Below are 17,486 nucleotides of genomic sequence, written 5' to 3' on the forward strand. Positions count from 1 at the left end.
GCGCCCGACGAATTCAAGGGGTCGTCGCATCACCGTTGATCACCTGGCTTCGGCCAGGGGCAGCTCAGCGAGACGCTCGGCTGGGGTTTCCCCGCCGAGCGTCTCGCGTGAACGCCCGTTGAGTTCGGCGGCCACCCGGCCGGGCGTGTGACGGCCGTGGACCGACAGATCGGCGCCCTTGGGGAAGTGCTGGCGCGGCACACCGTTCGTGTTCTCGTTCGAGCCGAGCCGCGCCGCGCCGCCAGGGTGAACGCGGATCGCGGAAGAAGGCCGGGATGCCGGTGGCCAGGGAGAGCTGATCGCGCAAACCCATCTCCGCCCCCTGGTCCCAGGTCAGAGACCGCCTGAGGTGGGCGGCACGGTGGCGCATGGCCTTGACCAGGGCACCCCGGAAGGTCCTCGGGTCGCCCGTGACGCCACCCCCGGCCCCTGCGCTCGTTCCCGCCGACCTTGGCACGGACCTGCCGGTTGGTGAGTCCCCGTTCCACCAAGGCGAGATAGGACTCCCGCTCCCTGGCGAGCTTTCTCGGCCCCTGGGCCTTCGTCCTGTCCGCCCGAACCTGGACGTCCATCGCGTTCCCGAATCGTCGGGGCGTTGCGACGGCCCCCCAGAGTTGCGACGGCCCCCAGAACTCAGGGACGTCGCACGGGGCATCACGCGTCTCCGGGGGCGCCGGCCCCTCGTTTCCGCAGTGGTCCAGACCTTGTGGTGGTGGCCACAGGCGACCTACCATCCCCCAAACATTGCCCAGAACGAAACGCGCGTTGCACATCGCGCAACGGAGGTGAGGATGCGGGTCGGACGAGGGCTGGTGGGCGCCGTGGCGGCCGTGCTCGGCGCGGCCGTCGCGGTCGGCTGCGCCCCGGTGCAGTCGAAACCGGTCGGCGGCGCCGCCAACAGCCCGGACCACGCCACGGGGACCCTGCGGGTCTGGCTGTTCGACGAGGCCAACCGCGCGCCCAAGGAGGCGGTGGTGCGCGAGGCGGCGGCCGAGTTCGAGTCCGCCCACCCCGGCGTCCGCGTCGACGTGCAGTACGTGCAGGTCGACAGCAGGGCGGAGCGGTTCAAGGCCGCCTTCAACGACCCGAGGAGCGCGCCCGACGTCGCCGAGTTCGGCAACACCGACCTCGCCGGGTACGTCGCCGCCGGCGGCTTCGCCGACCTCGGCGCCGACCTGGCGTCGTGGACCGAGGCCAGGGACCTCACCCCGTCCGTCCTCGACACGGCCAGAGTGGACGGGAAGACCTACGCCACCCCGTGGTACGTCGGAGTCAGGGCGCTGTACTACCGCACCGACGTCTTCGAGGAGCTGGGCCTGCGCCCACCGCGCAGCGCCGCCGAGCTGGTGGAGACCGCGCGCCGGATCAGGGAGCGCCGCCCCGACCTCTACGGCATCTCCGTCGGCGGCAAGTACACCTACGCGATGCTGCCGTTCCTCTGGTCGGCGGGCGGCGACCTCGCCCGCAGGGACGGCGCGAACTGGGTGTCCACTGTGGACCAAGAGCCGGCGAGGGCCGGCATCTCCCGCTACGCCGAGCTGCTGCGCGACGACGTGTGCCCGCCCGCGCAGTGCGCGCAGATGACCGGCTCCTCCTCCGTGCAGGCGTTCGCCGCCGGCAAGGCCGCGATGACCGTCGGCGGCGACTTCAACCGCAAGGCCGTGGACGCCGGCGTCGCGGCCGGGAAGTACGCGGTCGTGCCGCTGCCGGGCGAGCGGGAAGGCTCGGTCGCCCCCGCGTTCGCCGGCGGCAACCTCCTCGGGGTGCTGCGCGGCACCGAACGCCGGACCCTCGCGGTCGCGTTCACGAAGCTGTTGGCCGGCAAGAAGTACCAGCGGAAGATGTTCGAGGCCATGGGGAACCTGCCCACGTTCACCGACCTCCAGCGCGAGGTCGCCGAGGGCCAGCCGTTCCAGCGGCCGTTCGTCGACACCCTGGCCGCCGGCACGCGGTTCGTGCCGGCCACCCCGGCGTGGGCGAAGATCGACGCGCAGGCCGTGCTGCCGACCGCGGTCCAGGAGATCGCCACCGGCGCGAAGACCGCGCCCGAGGCGACGAGGGCGGCGGCGGAGCGCATGAACGCGGCCTTCCGGTCATGAGCGCGGGCGACGGCATGACGACGACCCGCAGGGGGGACGCGCTCGCCGCGGCCCGCTACCTCGCCCCCGCCGCGCTGGTGCTGGTCGGGCTGCTGGGCTACCCGATGTACCAGCTCGTCCTGATCTCGTTCTACGACTACGGGCAGGAGCAGGCCAGCGCGGGGGCGCCGCTGACCTTCATCGGCTTCGACAACTACCAGCGGCTGTTCTCCGAACCCCAGTTCTGGGGGGTGCTCGGGCAGACCGTGGCCTTCGCCGCGGCGTGCGTGGCCGGCACCCTGCTCGTCGGCGGGGCGCTCGCGGTGCTGGCCTCCCGCGTGCGGGCGGTGCCCAGGACCCTGCTGTTCCTCGCCGCGCTCGGCGCGTGGGCGACCCCGGCGGTGGCCGGCTCCACGGTCTGGCTGTTCCTGTTCGACGCCGACCTCGGCCTGGTCAACGAGGTCCTCGTCGGCCTCGGTATCCACGACATGGCCGGTTACTCTTGGACGTACGACAAGCTCGTGGCGTTCGCCCTGGTCGCGGGCGAGGTGATCTGGTGTTCGTTCCCGTTCGTCATGGTCACCCTCTACGCCGGGATCCGGGCGATCCCCGCCGAGGTGCTGGAGGCCGCCACGCTGGACGGCGCGTCGACCTGGCGCGCCACGCGCAGCGTGGTCCTTCCCCTACTCCGCCCGCTCATCGCGGTGGCCACCATCCAGTCGATCATCTGGGACTTCAAGCTGTTCACGCAGATCTACGTGATGACCGGCGGTGGTGGCGTCGCCGGGCAGAACCTGGTGCTCAACGTCTACGCCTACCAGCAGGCGTTCGCGGCGTCGGACTACGGGCTGGGCTCGGCGATCGGCGTGGTGATGACCGTGGTGCTGCTCGTCGTCACCCTGTTCTACCTCCGCGCCCTGCGTCGCCGGGGGGAGGAGCTGGCATGAGGTGGTTGCGTCGTCCCGGCCGCGCGGCGGCCGAGGTCCTGACGGTGGTCATCGCCGGCGTCGTCGCGTTCCCGCTCTACTGGATGGTGCTCACCGCCCTCAAACCCGAGGGCGAGGTGCTGTCGGCCAACCCCAGGCCGTGGACCCTCGCGCCGACCTGGGACAACTTCCACCGGGTGCTGACCGTCTCCGGGTTCGGCCGGTTCTTCCTCAACAGCGTGGTCGTCGCGCTCGTCGTGGTGGCGCTGTCGCTGGTCCTGTCGTTCCTGGCGGCGGTGGCGCTGACCCGCTTCCGGTTCAGGGGCAGGACGGTCCTGCTCGTCATGCTGCTCGTGGCGCAGATGGTCCCGGTCGAGGCGCTGACCATCCCGCTGTTCTTCGTCATGCGGATCGTGGGGGAGACCGCCCCCGTGTTCGGCGTGAACCACCTCGGCTCCCTCGTGCTGGTGCACCTGGCGTTCAGCCTGCCCTTCGCCGTCTGGATGCTCAGGGGGTTCGTGGCCGCCGTGCCGGTGGAGCTGGAGGAGGCCGCCGCGCTCGACGGGGCCAGCCGGTTCCGCTTCACCTGGCAGGTCCTGTTCCCGATCGTCGCGCCGGGCCTGGTCGCCAGCAGCGTGCTGTCCTTCATCCACGCCTGGAACGACTTCCTGTTCGCCAAGACGTTCGTCACCGTCGAGGAGAGCCAGACCCTGCCGCTGGCGATCCTGGTGTTCTTCAAGCCGGACCAGAACGACTGGGGCGCCATCATGGCCGGATCGACCCTGATGACCATCCCGGTGCTGGTGTTCTTCGTCCTCGTCCAACGCCGCCTGGTGTCCGGGCTGGCCGGAGCCGTGAAGGGTTGACATGACCACGTTCGACTGCCTGGTCCCCCGGCCGGTGGGGGTCACCCCCGCCCCGGGGCGGTTCGTCCTGGACGCCGGAACGACCCTCGCCGCCGACGCGGGGGCCGCCTCGGCCGCGCGGTGGCTGCGCCAGGTCCTCGGCGCCGCCACCGGGCTCGCCCTTCCTCCCTCCACTGTGGACGCCCGGATCGAGCTGCGGGTCGACCAGGGCGTCGTGCGGGAGGCGGAGGGCTACCGGCTGGAGATCACCCCCGAGGTCGTCAGGGTGACCGCGGCCGACGCCGCCGGCGCGTTCTACGCCGCGCAGACGGTGCGGCAGCTCCTCGGACCGGACGCCTTCAGGGCCGCCAACGTCCACAGTGGAGGGTGGAGCCTGCCCTGCGGCGTCGTCGTCGACCGGCCGAGGTTCGGCTGGCGCGGCTGCCTGCTCGACGTCGCCCGGCACTTCATGCCCAAGAACGCGCTGCTGCGGTTCGTCGACCTGCTCGCCGCGCACAAGCTCAACGTGCTGCACCTGCACCTCACCGACGACCAGGGCTGGCGCATGGAGATCAAGCGCTACCCCCGGCTGACCGAGGTGGGCGCGTGGCGGCACGGCTCGCGGGTGGGCTGGCGCCGCGACGACAGCCACGACGGCAGACCGCACGGCGGCTTCTACACCCAGGCCGACCTGCACGAGATCGTCGCCTACGCGGCGGAACGCGGCGTCACCGTCGTCCCGGAGATCGACGTCCCCGGCCACGTGCAGGCCGCGCTCGCCGCCTACCCCGAGCTGGGCAACACCGGGGAACGGCTGGACGTGTGGCCGCTGTGGGGCGTCAGCGAGAACGTCCTGAACATGTCGGACTCCACCGTCAAGTTCTTCCAGAACGTCTTCGACGAGGTCGTCGACGTCTTCCCGTCGCCGGTGGTGTGCATCGGCGGCGACGAGGTGCCCACCGTCCAGTGGCAGCGCAGCCCCGAGGCCCGGCGCCGCGCGGCCGAACTGGGCCTGGCCGACGTCACCGAGCTGCACGGCTGGTTCCTGCGGCAGATGGCCGAGCGGCTGGCCGACCACGGGCGGCGCGTCCTCGGCTGGGACGAGATGGCGGAGGGCGCCATGCCCGAGGGGGCCATCGTGGCGTCGTGGCGCGGCGAGGAGGCCGGAGCCATGGCCGCCGCCGAGGGCTACGACGTCGTCATGTGCCCCGAACAGCACGTCTACCTCGACCACCGGCAGTCGGAGCACCCGGACGAACCCGTCCCGGTGGGCTTCCTGAGCACGTTGCAGGACTTCTACCGCTACGACCCGCTGCCCGCGGGCCTCGACGCGGCCACCGCGCACCGCGTCCTCGGCTCGCAGGCCCAGGTGTGGACCGAGCACCTCGACTCGCCCCGCAGGGTCGACTACGCGGCCTTCCCCCGCCTGGTCGCGTTCGCCGAGGTGGTGTGGAGCCCCAGGGAGGCCAGGGACCTCGCCGACTTCGAGCGCCGCCTCGCCGAGCACCACCTGCCCCGGCTGGACGCGCTCGGCGTGGAGTACCGCCCCCTGACGGGTCCGCTGCCGTGGCAGACCCGCCCCGGCGTGCCGGGACGGCCCAGGGCCCGCGCTCAGTCCTCCTCGGGGACCAGCAGCCAGCACGCGACGTAGAGCAGGCCGCCCGCGCCGAAACCGAACAGGGTCGCGGCCACGAGCAGGATCCGCAGCAACGCGGCGTCCACCCCCAGCCTCGTGGCCGCGCCCCCGCACACCCCGCCGAGCATCCGGTCGGTGCGGCTGCGGCGGAACCGGCGGACGGCCCTGCCGGCGTTGTCCATCCCGTCCCGCACCGTCTCGCCGAACTCGCCGACCTTGCCGCCGACCCGCCGCGCCGCGCTCTCGAAAGTCGTGTTCTCGAACATGGCACCAGCCTCGCCCGGCGGCACCCCGCGCGGCATCGGGGACCACCCCGGTCCCGACCCGGAACCCACCCGGAGCGGCCCCGGGGCCGCCCCCAGCCGACCTCGGGGGCCCAGCGGGTCCCGAGACTCAGCCGGTCCCGAGACTCGGCCGGTCCCGAGACTCAGCCGGTCCTGAGACTCAGCCGGTCCCGAGACTCAGCCGATCTCGGGGAGGGCGGGGCCGAGGAGGTCGTCGGCGTCCATGATCCGATAGGCGTACCCCTGCTCGGCCAGGAACCGCTGCCGGTGCGCGGCGTAGTCCGTGTCGAGCGTGTCGCGGGACACCACCGAGTAGAAGTGCGCCTGGCGGCCGTCACCCTTCGGCCGCAGCAGCCGACCCAGGCGCTGCGCCTCCTCCTGCCGGGACCCGAACGTGCCCGAGACCTGCACCGCGACCGACGCCTCCGGCAGGTCGATGGAGAAGTTGGCGACCTTGGAGACCACCAGCGTGCGCAGCTCACCCCTGCGGAACGCGTCGAACAGGGCCTCGCGCTCCTTGTTGCGCGTGGAGCCCTGCACCACCGGGGCGTCCAGCGCCGCGCCCAGCTCCTCCAACTGCTCCAGGTAGGCGCCGATCACGAGGGTGGGCTCGCCGGCGTGGCGGTCCAGGATGGCCCTGACCACCGGCAGCTTGGTCCGCGCGGTCGCGCAGACCTTGTACCGCTCCTCCGGGTCCGAGGTGGCGTAGGCGAGGCGCTCGGCGTCGGTCAACGTCACCCGGACCTCGACGCAGTCGGCGGGGGCGATCCAGCCCTGCGCCTCGATGTCCCGCCACGGCGCGTCGTAGCGCTTCGGCCCGATCAGCGAGAACACGTCGCCCTCGCGGCCGTCCTCGCGCACCAGCGTCGCGGTCAGGCCCAGCCGCCGCCGCGACTGGAGGTCGGCGGTCATCCGGAACACCGGGGCCGGCAGCAGGTGCACCTCGTCGTAGATCACCAGGCCCCAGTCCCTGGAGTCGAACAGCTCCAGGTGCCGGTACTCGCCCTTCGTCCGCCGCGTGATCACCTGGTAGGTGGCGATGGTGACCGGCCGGATCTCCTTCTTCTCGCCGGAGTACTCGCCCACCTCGTCCTCGGTCAGCGAGGTCCTGGCCACCAGCTCCCGCTTCCACTGCCGGCCGGCGACCGTGTTCGTCACCAGGATCAGCGTGGTCGCCTGCGCCCGCGCCATGGCCGCCGCGCCGACCAGCGTCTTGCCCGCGCCGCAGGGCAGCACGACCACCCCGGAGCCGCCCGCCCAGAACGCCTCGGCCGCCTGGCGCTGGTAGTCCCTGAGCTGCCAGCCGTCCTCGGCGAGCGCGATGGGGTGGTGCTCGCCGTCGACGTAGCCGGCGAGGTCCTCGGCCGGCCAGCCCACCTTCAGCAGGGCCTGCTTGAGCCGGCCCCGCTCGCTCGGGTGCACCAGGACGGTGTCCTCGTCCAGCCGGGCGCCCAGCATCGGGCTGATCTTCTTGTTGCGCAGCACCTCCTCCAGCACCGCGCGGTCCAGCGAGGCCATCACCAGGCCGTGCGCGGGGTGGTTCATGAGCTGCAACCGGCCGAACCGGCCCATGGTGTCGACGACGTCGACCAGCAGGGGCTGCGGGACTGGGTAGCGGGAGAACCGGACCAGCGCGTCGACCACCTGCTCGGCGTCGTGCCCCGCGGCGCGCGCGTTCCACAGGGCCAGCGGGGTCACCCGGTACATGTGCACGTGCTCGGGCGCCCGCTCCAGCTCGGCGAACGGCGCGATCGCGGTGCGGGCCTCGTCGGCCAGCTCGTGGTCGACCTCCAGCAGCAGGGTCTTGTCGCTCTGGACGATCAGTGGTCCGTCGGTCACGGGTTCTCGACACTCCCTCGACGCACTCGGCGGCGGGTTCCAGTCTTCCATCCGGAGCAGAGTGATCACCGGCGGTGACCGGCCGGTCGCGCCGCGCGGCCCGCGGATCACGGTCGGGAATCGAAAACGGAACGCGTGGGAACGCCGCCGGAGACGAAATTAGGCTGGGCGTCACCACGCGTTGGCCCGGTCGTGATCCCCACGCGCCGCGTCGTTTTCCGTGTCGTTCTCAGCGTTGTTCCCGGAAGGTGGCAATGTCTGCCCGCGTCACCCGGCTCGCCGTCCTGCTGGGGCTCGTCCTCGTGCTGTCGGGAGTCGGCGCCGTGCTGGTCCTGCACTTCTCGGCCGAGGGGGCCCAGCGGCTCGGCGTCGGCGACTGCGTCGACCTCACCGGCCGGGGCGTCGTGGTGCTGGACTGCTCGGCCACCGGCTCCCGGTACCGCGTCGCCAAGGTCATCGCCGCCGCCGACGCGTCCTGCCCGACCGGCGACTACGACTGGATCAGCCAGGAGCACAGCCGGCTGGCCGACCACACGCTCTGCCTCATGCCCAACGCCAGGGAGGGCGACTGCTTCGCGGGCGGCGACGGCAGCAGGTACGCCGAGCTGAGCCGGATCGGCTGCGACGGCGAGTGGACCGTGCGCGTCGGCCGGGTCGTCGAGGGGCGGGCGGACCGCGCCCTGTGCACCGCGCCCCAGGGGTTCGCCCGGGTGTTCACCGAGCCCGCCGCCACGCTCTGTTTCCTCAAACCGTGACCATTCGCCGCTGTTCGGCGAAATCAGCGGGAGAACGGGCCACCGAAGGCGGACGATTGTCGCCGCCCTGGTCGCCAGCCCCGCCGCGACTGACGTTTCCGCCCCGCCCGGGGCGCACCTGTGGAGAGGACATGATGAGCGTCACCCCGCCCCAGCCGGACCAGGACGGCCCGGGGGCGGCCCCCGGGCCGACCTCGGGGTCGTCGGCCCCGCCCGGGGTTGGCCCCGTACCGATGCCGCCCGTGCCGATGCCGCCCATGCCCCCGCCGCCGCCCCCGCCGCCGCCCGCGAAGCGCCGCACCGCCCTGTGGGTCGGCCTCGGCGTCGGCGCGGTGCTGCTGGTGGGCGCGGTCGTCGCGGCCGGGCTGGCCACCGCCAGGGCCATGGAGGCGGCCGACCGGGAGGCCTCCGCGAGCTCGACGGCGCCCGCCAGGAACGCCGCCGGGAAGCGCCCCGCCGTCGGAGACTGCGTCGACATCGTCAACCCCGGCGACGACGCCTCGCTGCGGCACTTCCCCTGCGACTCCCCGCAGGCGCGGCTCAAGGTCGCCAAGGTGCTGGACTCCAGCGCCGACAGGTGCCCGGACGAGGACTACAGCGAGTACTGGGAACGCCGACCCCTGGGCAGGGGGTTCAAGGCGTGCATGACGCTGAACCTCGTCGAGGGGGCCTGCTACCACGTCAGCGACGGCGTCAGGGACGACAGCGACGTGGAACGCGTGCCCTGCGACGGCGGACGCGCCGACGTCAGGGTGGTGAAGGTGCTCCCTGTCGCGGACCGGGCCGCCTGCGGCGACGGCACCGCGCTGACCTACGTGGAGCCCCCGACCACCTACTGCATGGCTGAGGTGCGCTGACCGCGCAGGACCCCACCGGGGCAGGCGCCGGCAGGCGAGAACACCACCGGGGTGGGACGCCGGCAGGCGCGGGCGCCGCCGGTGACGGCGACGGCGACGGACAGAGCTTCGCCAGCCCACGGCCGCGTGGGGCAGGCTGGGGACGTGCGCGGAGATCGACTGGAGCGGGACCTGCGGGCGGCGGTGCGCGGCGAGGTGGACTTCTCCACCCGACGACGCGCGGAGTACTCCGCGGACGCCTCGAACTACCGCCGCGTGCCGCGCGGCGTGGTCTTCCCCCGGGACGTCGACGACGTGGTGGCGGCCGTCGCGGTGTGCCGCGAACACGGAGCGCCCCTCACCCCGCGCGGCGGAGGCACCAGCGTCGCCGGCAACGCCATCGGCGAGGGCGTCGTCCTCGACCTGTCCCGGCACGTCAACCGCGTGCTGGAGGTGGACCCCGAGGCCGGCGTCGCCGTGGTCGAACCTGGCGCGGTCCTGGACGAGGTGAACCGGGCCGCCGCCCGGCACGGCCTGCGCGTCGGCCCCGACCCGTCCACCCACGCCCGCTGCACGATCGGCGGCATGATCGGCAACGACGCCTGCGGCTCGCACTCGATCGCCTGGGGCCGCACCTCCGACGCCGTCGTCGAGCTGGACGTCCTGCGCTACGACGGCGACCGGCGCGTCGTCGGCAGGGGCGCGCTGCCCGCCGAACTGGAGTCCCTGGTCCGCGCCCACCTCGCCGAGATCCGCACCGAGCTGGGCCGGTTCGGTCGGCAGGTGTCCGGCTACGCCCTCGACCGGCTGCTGCCGGAGAACGGCCGCGACCTCGCCAGGGCGCTCGTCGGCGCCGAGGGCACCTGCGGCCTCGTGCTCGGCGCGACCCTCCGCCTGGTCGAGGCCCCAACCGCCCCGAGACTGGTCGTGGCTGGCTACCCCGACGCGGTCGCGGCCGCCGCCTCCGTGCCCACCGTGCTCGAACCCCGCCCCCTGACCTGCGAGGGCATGGACCACCGACTCGCGGAGACACTGCGGTCCCTGCGACCGGGCGCCGTCCCCGACGGCGTGCTGCCCGCCGGCCGGGCCTGGCTGCTGCTGGAGGCCGCCGACGACGCCACCGCCAGGGCCCTGGCCACGGCCGCCAGGGACGCCGGCGCCCTCGACGCCGTCGTCGTCACCGACCCCGCCGCCCAACGCGCCGTGTGGCGGATCAGGGAGGAGGGCGCGGGGCTGGCCACCCGCCTGCCCGACGACAGCGAGGCGTGGCCGGGGTGGGAGGACGCCGCCGTCCCCCCGCACGCCCTGGCCGACTACCTGCGGGACATGGACGACCTGATGGCCAGGCACGGCAGGAGCGGCCTGGTGTACGGGCACTTCGGCGAGGGCTGCCTGCACACCCGGATCGACTTCGACCTGCTGACCGCGCCCGGCCGCCGCGGGTTCCGCGCGTTCATGGAGGAGGCCGCCGACCTGGTCGTCGCGCACGGCGGCTCCCTGTCCGGCGAGCACGGCGACGGTCAGGCCCGCTCCGAACTGCTGCCCCGCATGTACGGCGAGCGCGTCCTCGCCGCGTTCGCCGCGTTCAAGGGGTACTGGGACCCCGACGACCGGATGAACCCCGGCGTCGTCGTCCGCCCACGGCCGCTGGACGCCGACCTGCGCGTCACCCCGACCCGACCGGTCACGACCCTGCTCGCCCTCCGCCACGACCAGGGCGACCTGCGCCGCGCGGTGCGCCGCTGCGTCGGCGTCGGCAAGTGCCGCACCGACCACGGCGGGGTCATGTGCCCGAGCTACCGCGCCACCCACGACGAGAAGGACTCGACGCGGGGACGGGCCCGGGTCCTCGGGGAGATGCTGCGCGGCGAGCTGGTCACGGGGGGCTGGCGGTCGCCGGAGGTCCGCGAGGCCCTCGACCTGTGCCTGTCCTGCAAGGGGTGCCTGGTCGACTGCCCGGTCGGCGTCGACATGGCCAGCTACAAGTCGGAGTTCCTGCACCACCACTACCGCTGGCGGCCCCGTCCGCTGTCCCACTGGTCCATGGGCTGGCTGCCGCTGTGGGCGCGGCTGGCCTCCGCCGCCCCCGGCGCGGTCAACGCGGTGACCGGCTCACGGCTGGCGCCCCTGATCACACGGGCCGGCGGCCTCGCGCCGGAACGCCCGCTGCCCCGCTTCGCCGACGAGCCGTTCCGCCGCTGGTGGCGCCGCCGGCCCCCGGTCCGCCCGACCGGGCGCCGGGTCGTCCTGTGGGTCGACACCTTCACCAACGCGTTCGTCCCCCGGGTCGGCAGGGCCGCCGTCGAGGTGCTGGAGGCCGCCGGTTTCGAGGTCGTGGTGCCCGACGGCTCCCTCTGCTGCGGGCTGACCTGGGTCAGCACCGGCCAGCTCGGGATCGCGCGCCGGGTCGCCCGCCGGACCGTGGCCGCGCTCGACCCACTCCTGGCCGACGGCGCGCCCCTGGTCGGGCTGGAACCGAGCTGCACCACGCTGCTGCGCACCGACCTGCTCGACCTGCTGCCCGACGACGAGCGGGCGCGGCGGGTGGCGGAGGCGACCCGGGGTTTCGCCGAGCTGGTCGGCGCGGAGGGCGTCCTGCCGGGCCGGGCGGGCGCGGAACGCGTTCCGTCCCCGCCGGTGCTGGTGCAACAGCACTGCCACCAACGCGCGACCACCGGCGCGGCCGTGGACGTGGGCCTGCTGCGCGGGGCCGGGTACTCGGCGGACCTGCTCAACACCGGCTGCTGCGGGCTCGCGGGCAACTTCGGCTTCGAGCGCGGCCACTACGAGGTCTCGACGAAGGTCGCCGCCCACGAGCTGCTGCCCGCCCTCGACCGGGCCCCCGACGCGACGGTGGTCGCGGACGGCTTCAGTTGCCGCACCCAGATCGAACAACTGGCGGGCCGCCGGGTCGTCCACACCGCCGAAGCCCTGAGAGCCGCGCTGCTCGGCGAAACCGAACAGTCCGAAGTGGACAGAGAGGCCGGGCGGTGAACTCTCGCTGCCGCTGCCTCCCACCCGACTGGCCCCGCCCCGCCCCGACCTGTCCCGCCCCGCCAAGCGCGACGAGCGCCGCAACCGCCCCGCGCCGCATCGCATGCGGCACGGCACGTGCGGCACAACAGTCTTATCCCCACCCCAAGGGTATGGGGGGAGAAGCGAAACCCCCACTCCCAACGTCTCACGGAGGTCTGACAGAACCCGGGGGCGGTCGATCACTCCGCCGGGTGGAAAGACAGCGAAGTCACCAGTCCGAGTGGCCGACCTGGGCGCGGTAGGCGGCCTCCGTCGTGCTCGCCGTCGCACCGTTGGCCAGACGGCCGGCCCGGACTCGCGCGGCAGGCGCTCCCGCACGGGGTGCTCCCACACGGGTGCGGTTCCACGCGGGCGGTCCCGCACGAAGCGTGGGGAGGGGTCCGAGGACCCCTCCCCACCTTCCCGTCCGGTCGCCGTCGTCAGCGTCGGGGCTCCCAGCGGAACCACCGCCACGCCGCGAGGACCGCCACCGCCGACCACAGGACGGACGCGCCCAGCGCCGGCAGCGCCGAGGCGAGCTGCTCCGCGAACCCCACCCGCGTGCCGTCCCACCGGGCGCCCACCCAGCCCGTCCTGATCAACTCGGTGATCCCTCCGCCGGGGATCGCCAGCAGCACCCACCGCACGGTCTCGGTCCTGGTGATCATCGAGACGAACACCGCCAGCATCGCGCCGAGGAACACCGGCATCGTCGTGATCTGCGCGGTCTCCGGGTTCGGCGTGAACACCGTCGTGGCCATCCCGGCCGCCGCGAACATCACGGCTCCGAGCACCACCGCCGCCGCGACCAGCAGCGGGTTGCGCGGGGGAGTGGCGTCGACGGCCACCGTGGCGCCCAGCAGCAGCACGACCTGGACGACCGCCAACAGCACCGCCGGACCGACGAGGCCGACCAGGATCGTCACGTCGGACAGCTCGCCGCTGCGCAGCCGCTTGAGGAACAGGTCCTGCCGCCGCGCGGTGAGCGCGGTCGTGACCGTCAGGTACACCGTCATCAACAGGATCTGGAGCACCTGGACCGCCGCTGCCATGCCCCAGCCCTGCTCGCCGAAGCTGCCCCCGTTGGTCACCAGCGCGAGGCCGACCACCAGCGGCATGGCCACCGCGATGCTGGCGACCAGCTTGTTGCGTCGCAGCAACCGGAACTCGGTGCGCCCCAACGCCATCGCGTGTGCCAGGTTCATGCCGCCACTCCCGCCCGCTCGACCATTCCCCGCACGTTGTGGAACACGTCCTCCAGCGACGCCTGGCTGGCCCGCAGCCGCGGCAGCCGGACTCCCCGCGCGTTCGCCCACCCGACCAGCACGCCCAGGTCCTGCTGGAGGTCGGCGGTGCTCAGCTCCACCCGGCCGTCGACCACCTCGCGCGACAGCACCGAGGGGAGGCCCGGCAGGTCGGCCACGGACAGCCCGTCCGGCACCAGGAACGAGATGCGGGAGGGCTCGGTGGCCAGCACGTCGCCCAACGTGCCCTCGACCGCCACCACGCCCCGGTGCATGATCGCGAGCCGGTCGGCCAGCTCCTCGGCCTCCTCCAGGTAGTGCGTGGTGAGCAGCACCGTGGTTCCCTCGCCCCGCAGCGCCCGGACCAGGTCCCAGGTGCGCCGGCGGGACTCCGGGTCCAGCCCGGTCGTCGGCTCGTCGAGGAACAGCAGCTCCGGCCGGGTCAGCACGGCCAGCGCCAGGTCGAGGCGGCGCTTCTCGCCGCCGGAGAGCTGCTTGACCATCACCCCGGACCGGTGGGCGAGGTCGAGCGCGTCCAGCACGTCGAACCGGCCCCGCCGGTCGCCGGCGCCGCCCGTGGTCACCGAGCGCCACAGCTCCACGGTCTCGGCCACGGTCAGCTCCCCGGCGAAGCCGCTCTCCTGAAGCATGATCCCGACCCGGGGCCGCAGCCGGGCCTTGTCGACCACCGGGTCCATCCCGAGGACCCGCACGGTGCCCGCGCTGGCCGCCCGGTGGCCCTCCAGCGTCTCCATCGTGGTCGTCTTGCCCGCGCCGTTGGTGCCCAGCAACGCGAACAGCTCGCCCCGACGCACCGCGAGGTCGACGCCCCGCACCGCCTCGAACGAGCCGTACCGGCAGCGCAACCCGGTCGTCTCGATCACCAACTCCGTCACGGTGACGATGCTGTCCGGCCACCGCGCCCCTCCCCAGTGCCCGTGCGCACCGATCCGCCGTGCGGAACACCCGGCGCCACCGATGACATCTGTCATGGGTGCACCCGAACGAGTGAAGCCGCTGGGTAGCGTGCCCGGTCGTGCGTGGGACAACGACGAGCTCGACCGGACCGCCCGACCGCCTGCGGGGGCTGCGGGCGTTCACCAGGTGGTCGCTGCTGGCGTACGCCCTCCTCATTCCCCTGGCTCCGGTGCTGGCGGTGGTCCAGGCGACGAAGGCGTCCCCCGGCTGGGCGGTGTTCCTCCCGCTGCTCCTCGTGTTCACGCTGCTGCACGGCTGGCTGCTGATGCGCGGCATGAACGGCTACGGCCACGCGCACTGGCGGGACCGGGGAATCCTGGTCACGCAGGGGTACTCGTTGGCGCTCTGGGGAGCCGCCGTCGCGGTCGACACCCACCCGCTCCTCGCGTGGAGCGTCCCGCCCCTGGCGACGGCGGGCGCGGTCGCCGCGTTGCTGCCCCGCGTGCAGCGGTGGGTCCAGGGTGCCGTGATGGTGGTGTCGACCCTCGCGTTGTCCCAGGTCGGGGGGTTCCGCCCCGCCCTCCTCGTGCCCGTCCTGCTCTTCGCCGCCATGATGGTCTGGCCCGCGCCGATGCAGGTCTGGTTGTGGGACGTCGGCCTCCAGCTCGACCGCGCCAGGGCCACCGAGGCCGAGCTGGCCGTGGTCACGGAGCGGCTGCGGTTCGCGGCCGACCTGCACGACATCCTCGGCCACAGCCTGGAGGTCATCGCGCTCAAGGCCGAGCTGGCCACCCGGCTGCCCGACGCCGCCGCCGCGCGGGAGGCCATGACCGAGGTGCGCGACACCGCGCAGGACGCGCTGCGGGAGGTCCGCGAGGTGGTGCGGGGCTACCGCCGCGCCGACCTGGCCACCGAGCTGACCGGTGTCCGGTCGCTGCTGCACGCGGCCGGCATCCACTGCCGGATCACCGGCGAGCCGCACGGCGTGGACCCCGAGCGGCAGGCCGTGCTCGGCACGGTGCTCAGGGAGGCGATCACCAACGTGCTCCGGCACGCGCAGGCCACCGAGTGTTCGATCGGCTTCGAGACCAGCGAGGAGGAGGTGCGGTTGGTCGTGGTGAACGACGGGGCGACCGGGGTGGCCGGCGACGGCACCGGGCTGGCCGGGCTGGCGGCCCGGCTGGAGGCCGTGGGCGGGCGGTTCCGCGCCGCGCCGGAGCCGGGCGGGCGGTTCCGGGTGTGGGCGGCCGTGCCGGCCGGCGGGGGAGCGGCCGCGTGATCCGGCTCCTGCTCGTCGACGACGAGCACCTGATCCGGGGCGCGGTCGCGGCGTTGCTCGCGCTGGAACCGGACATCGACGTCGTGGCGCAGGTGGCCGACGGCCCGGCGGCGTTGTCGGCGGCGCGGGCGCTGCGCCCCGACGTGGCCGTCCTCGACCTGGAGATGCCCGGCATGGACGGGGTCAGCCTGGCCGAGGCGCTGCGCGCGGAGCTGCCGGACACCCGGGTCGTCATCGTCACCCGCCACGCGCGGCCCGGTGTGCTGCGCCGGGCGTTGTCGGCGGGCGTGCTGGGGTTCGTGCCGAAGACGGCGCAGGCGCAGTCCCTGGCGGACGTGGTGCGCCAGGCGCACGCCGGCCGTCGCTACGTCGACCCGGGGCTGGCCACCGAGGCGCTGCTCGTCGGGGAGTGCCCCCTGACCCCGAGGGAGCTGGACGTGCTGCGCGAGGCCCGTGACGGAGCGGCGGTGTCGGCCATCGCGCGGAAACTGAACCTGTCGGCGGGAACGGTGCGCAACTACCTCTCGTCGGCGATGTCCAAACTGGACGCCGAGACGCGGTTCGAGGCGGCCCGCCGGGCCTGGGAACTGGGCTGGCTGTGACCCCGGCCGACCCCCGGCCGGCACTGACCGACCCCGGCTGGCACTGACCGACCCGGGCCGGCACTGACCGACCCCGGCCGGCACTGATCGTCCCCAGCCGACCCGGCCGGTCGTGGCTGGCGTCGGCCGTCGCCGGGTCTGGACAGCGGCGCGCCCGCGTGCCGGACGGCTGGGTGGATGCCAGCCGTGGCACGCGGGCGCGCGTCACGTCACCAGGCGCGGTCAGCCCTAGCGGCGGGCCCTGCCACGCCGGCGGGACTTGGCGCCGTTGCCCTTGCCCCGGTTGCGGTTGGCGGCCTGGCCGTTGCGGGAGGGCTGCGCCTTCGCGGACGCGGCCTTCTCCGAAGAACCCGACGAGGATCCGGCCGAGGAGGCCGCCGTGGAGCCGGCCGAGGAGGCCGTCCCCGTCTTGCCCTTCGCCGGGGCCCTGCCCGCGGAGGGCCGCCCGTTGCCGGTCGGGGCGTCCCCGGCCGGCTGGCCGTGCAGCAGCCGCGCCACCTCGGAACGCAGCGCCACGAACGCCTCGGACTCCCGCGTCGTGATCTGGTCGCGCTGCGCCGGGAGGTCGACGTCGAGCGTCCGCACCACCCTGGCCGGGGACTTCGACAGCACCACGACCCGGTCCCCGAGGTACACGCTCTCGTCGATGTCGTGCGTGACCAGCAGGATCGTCGTGTCGTACTCCCGACGGACCCTCAGCAGCAGGTCCTCCAGGTCGAACCGGGTCTGCGCGTCCACGGACGCGAACGGCTCGTCCATCAGCAGCAGCGCCGGCCGGTAGGCCAGCGCCCTGGCGATGGCGACCCGCTGCTGCATGCCGCCGGAGAGCTGCCACGGGTACTTGCCGGCGGCCCCGGCCAGCCCCACCTGCTCCAGCGCCTGCCGCGCCCGTTCGCGGCGCTCCGCCTTGTCCAGCGACTTCTTGAGCGGGAACTCCACGTTGCGCTGCACCGACAGCCACGGGAACAGCGAGCGGCTGTAGTCCTGGAACACCACCGCCAGGTCCGAGGGAACGCCGTCGACGACGTCGCCGTGGAGCCGCACCTGGCCGCTGGTCGGGCGGATCAGCCCGGAGATCGAGCGCAGCAGCGTCGACTTGCCGCAGCCGGACGGGCCCACGATGCACACCAGCTCACCCGCGTTCACGTCGAACGACAGGCCGTCGAGGGCGATGTGCTCACCGTCCTTCGAGCGGTAGCGGTGGCCGAGCCCGGTCACCTCGAGCATGG

Annotated in this window: 14 protein-coding genes; 9 read left to right on the plus strand and 5 right to left on the minus strand. The window is 73.7% G+C overall.

The features are described from left to right. Window positions 1-791: 791 nt before the first annotated feature. Genes LX15_RS15900 through LX15_RS15915 form a run of 4 tightly spaced genes read left to right on the plus strand, consistent with a single transcriptional unit; the run spans window position 792 to window position 5,500 of the window. On the plus strand, window positions 792-2,099 hold the full coding sequence (locus LX15_RS15900) for an extracellular solute-binding protein (RefSeq protein WP_253670371.1): 1,308 nt from the start codon (window positions 792-794) through the stop codon (window positions 2,097-2,099). Beyond that, a complete protein-coding gene (locus LX15_RS15905; RefSeq protein ID WP_253670372.1) occupies window positions 2,096-3,025 on the plus strand; it encodes a carbohydrate ABC transporter permease in 930 nt (309 codons plus the stop codon). The genes LX15_RS15900 and LX15_RS15905 overlap by 4 nt, the downstream gene beginning before the upstream one ends. Next, window positions 3,022-3,870 (plus strand): carbohydrate ABC transporter permease, encoded by an 849-nt coding sequence (locus LX15_RS15910; RefSeq protein ID WP_253670373.1) that lies wholly within the window; start codon window positions 3,022-3,024, stop codon window positions 3,868-3,870. The genes LX15_RS15905 and LX15_RS15910 overlap by 4 nt, the downstream gene beginning before the upstream one ends. Window position 3,871: 1 nt before the next feature. Next, the gene (locus LX15_RS15915; RefSeq protein ID WP_253670374.1) at window positions 3,872-5,500 is read left to right on the plus strand and encodes a beta-N-acetylhexosaminidase; all 1,629 of its coding nucleotides are present in this window, start codon (window positions 3,872-3,874) and stop codon (window positions 5,498-5,500) included. Here the strand turns inward: LX15_RS15915 and LX15_RS15920 are convergent. Beyond that, window positions 5,461-5,751, minus strand: coding sequence for a PspC domain-containing protein (locus LX15_RS15920; protein ID WP_372502733.1), 291 nt, complete (start codon window positions 5,749-5,751; stop codon window positions 5,461-5,463). The two genes, LX15_RS15915 and LX15_RS15920, sit on opposite strands and share 40 nt — an antisense overlap. Window positions 5,752-5,946: 195 nt before the next feature. Beyond that, on the minus strand, window positions 5,947-7,608 hold the full coding sequence (locus LX15_RS15925; RefSeq protein ID WP_253670375.1) for a DNA repair helicase XPB: 1,662 nt from the start codon (window positions 7,606-7,608) through the stop codon (window positions 5,947-5,949). 254 nt (window positions 7,609-7,862) lie between these two features. Here LX15_RS15925 and LX15_RS15930 point away from each other — a divergent pair, with 254 nt between their 5' ends. The 3 genes from LX15_RS15930 to LX15_RS15940 all read left to right on the plus strand — a co-directional run bounded on the left by LX15_RS15930 (window position 7,863) and on the right by LX15_RS15940 (window position 12,193). Then, window positions 7,863-8,363 carry an LppU/SCO3897 family protein gene (locus LX15_RS15930; RefSeq protein WP_253670376.1) on the plus strand — a complete coding sequence of 167 codons (501 nt, stop codon included), beginning with the start codon at window positions 7,863-7,865 and terminating at the stop codon, window positions 8,361-8,363. Window positions 8,364-8,611: 248 nt separating this feature from the next. Beyond that, complete coding sequence (locus tag LX15_RS15935; protein ID WP_443729319.1) at window positions 8,612-9,220, plus strand: LppU/SCO3897 family protein; 609 nt, start codon at window positions 8,612-8,614, stop codon at window positions 9,218-9,220. A 144-nt stretch (window positions 9,221-9,364) separates the two neighbouring features. Beyond that, window positions 9,365-12,193 carry an FAD-binding and (Fe-S)-binding domain-containing protein gene (locus LX15_RS15940; RefSeq protein ID WP_253670378.1) on the plus strand — a complete coding sequence of 943 codons (2,829 nt, stop codon included), beginning with the start codon at window positions 9,365-9,367 and terminating at the stop codon, window positions 12,191-12,193. Window positions 12,194-12,654: 461 nt separating this feature from the next. Here the strand turns inward: LX15_RS15940 and LX15_RS15945 are convergent, their stop codons facing one another. Continuing rightward, complete coding sequence (locus LX15_RS15945) at window positions 12,655-13,419, minus strand: ABC transporter permease (RefSeq protein WP_253670379.1); 765 nt, start codon at window positions 13,417-13,419, stop codon at window positions 12,655-12,657. Next, window positions 13,416-14,354 carry an ABC transporter ATP-binding protein gene (locus tag LX15_RS15950; RefSeq protein WP_253670380.1) on the minus strand — a complete coding sequence of 313 codons (939 nt, stop codon included), beginning with the start codon at window positions 14,352-14,354 and terminating at the stop codon, window positions 13,416-13,418. Before LX15_RS15950 ends, LX15_RS15945 begins: the two co-directional genes overlap by 4 nt. A 140-nt stretch (window positions 14,355-14,494) precedes the next feature. Between LX15_RS15950 and LX15_RS33145 the strand changes: the two genes are divergently transcribed. Beyond that, window positions 14,495-15,655: a sensor histidine kinase gene (locus tag LX15_RS33145; RefSeq protein ID WP_253670381.1), complete on the plus strand. Its 1,161-nt coding sequence runs from the start codon at window positions 14,495-14,497 to the stop codon at window positions 15,653-15,655. Continuing rightward, a complete protein-coding gene (locus tag LX15_RS15960) occupies window positions 15,652-16,257 on the plus strand; it encodes a response regulator transcription factor (protein ID WP_253670382.1) in 606 nt (201 codons plus the stop codon). Before LX15_RS33145 ends, LX15_RS15960 begins: the two co-directional genes overlap by 4 nt. Window positions 16,258-16,485: 228 nt before the next feature. Here the strand turns inward: LX15_RS15960 and LX15_RS15965 are convergent, their stop codons facing one another. Continuing rightward, window positions 16,486-17,484 carry an ABC transporter ATP-binding protein gene (locus tag LX15_RS15965; protein ID WP_301304697.1) on the minus strand — a complete coding sequence of 333 codons (999 nt, stop codon included), beginning with the start codon at window positions 17,482-17,484 and terminating at the stop codon, window positions 16,486-16,488. Window positions 17,485-17,486 lie beyond the last annotated feature (2 nt).

The organism is Streptoalloteichus tenebrarius, assembly GCF_024171885.1.
Lineage (GTDB): Bacteria > Actinomycetota > Actinomycetes > Mycobacteriales > Pseudonocardiaceae > Streptoalloteichus > Streptoalloteichus tenebrarius.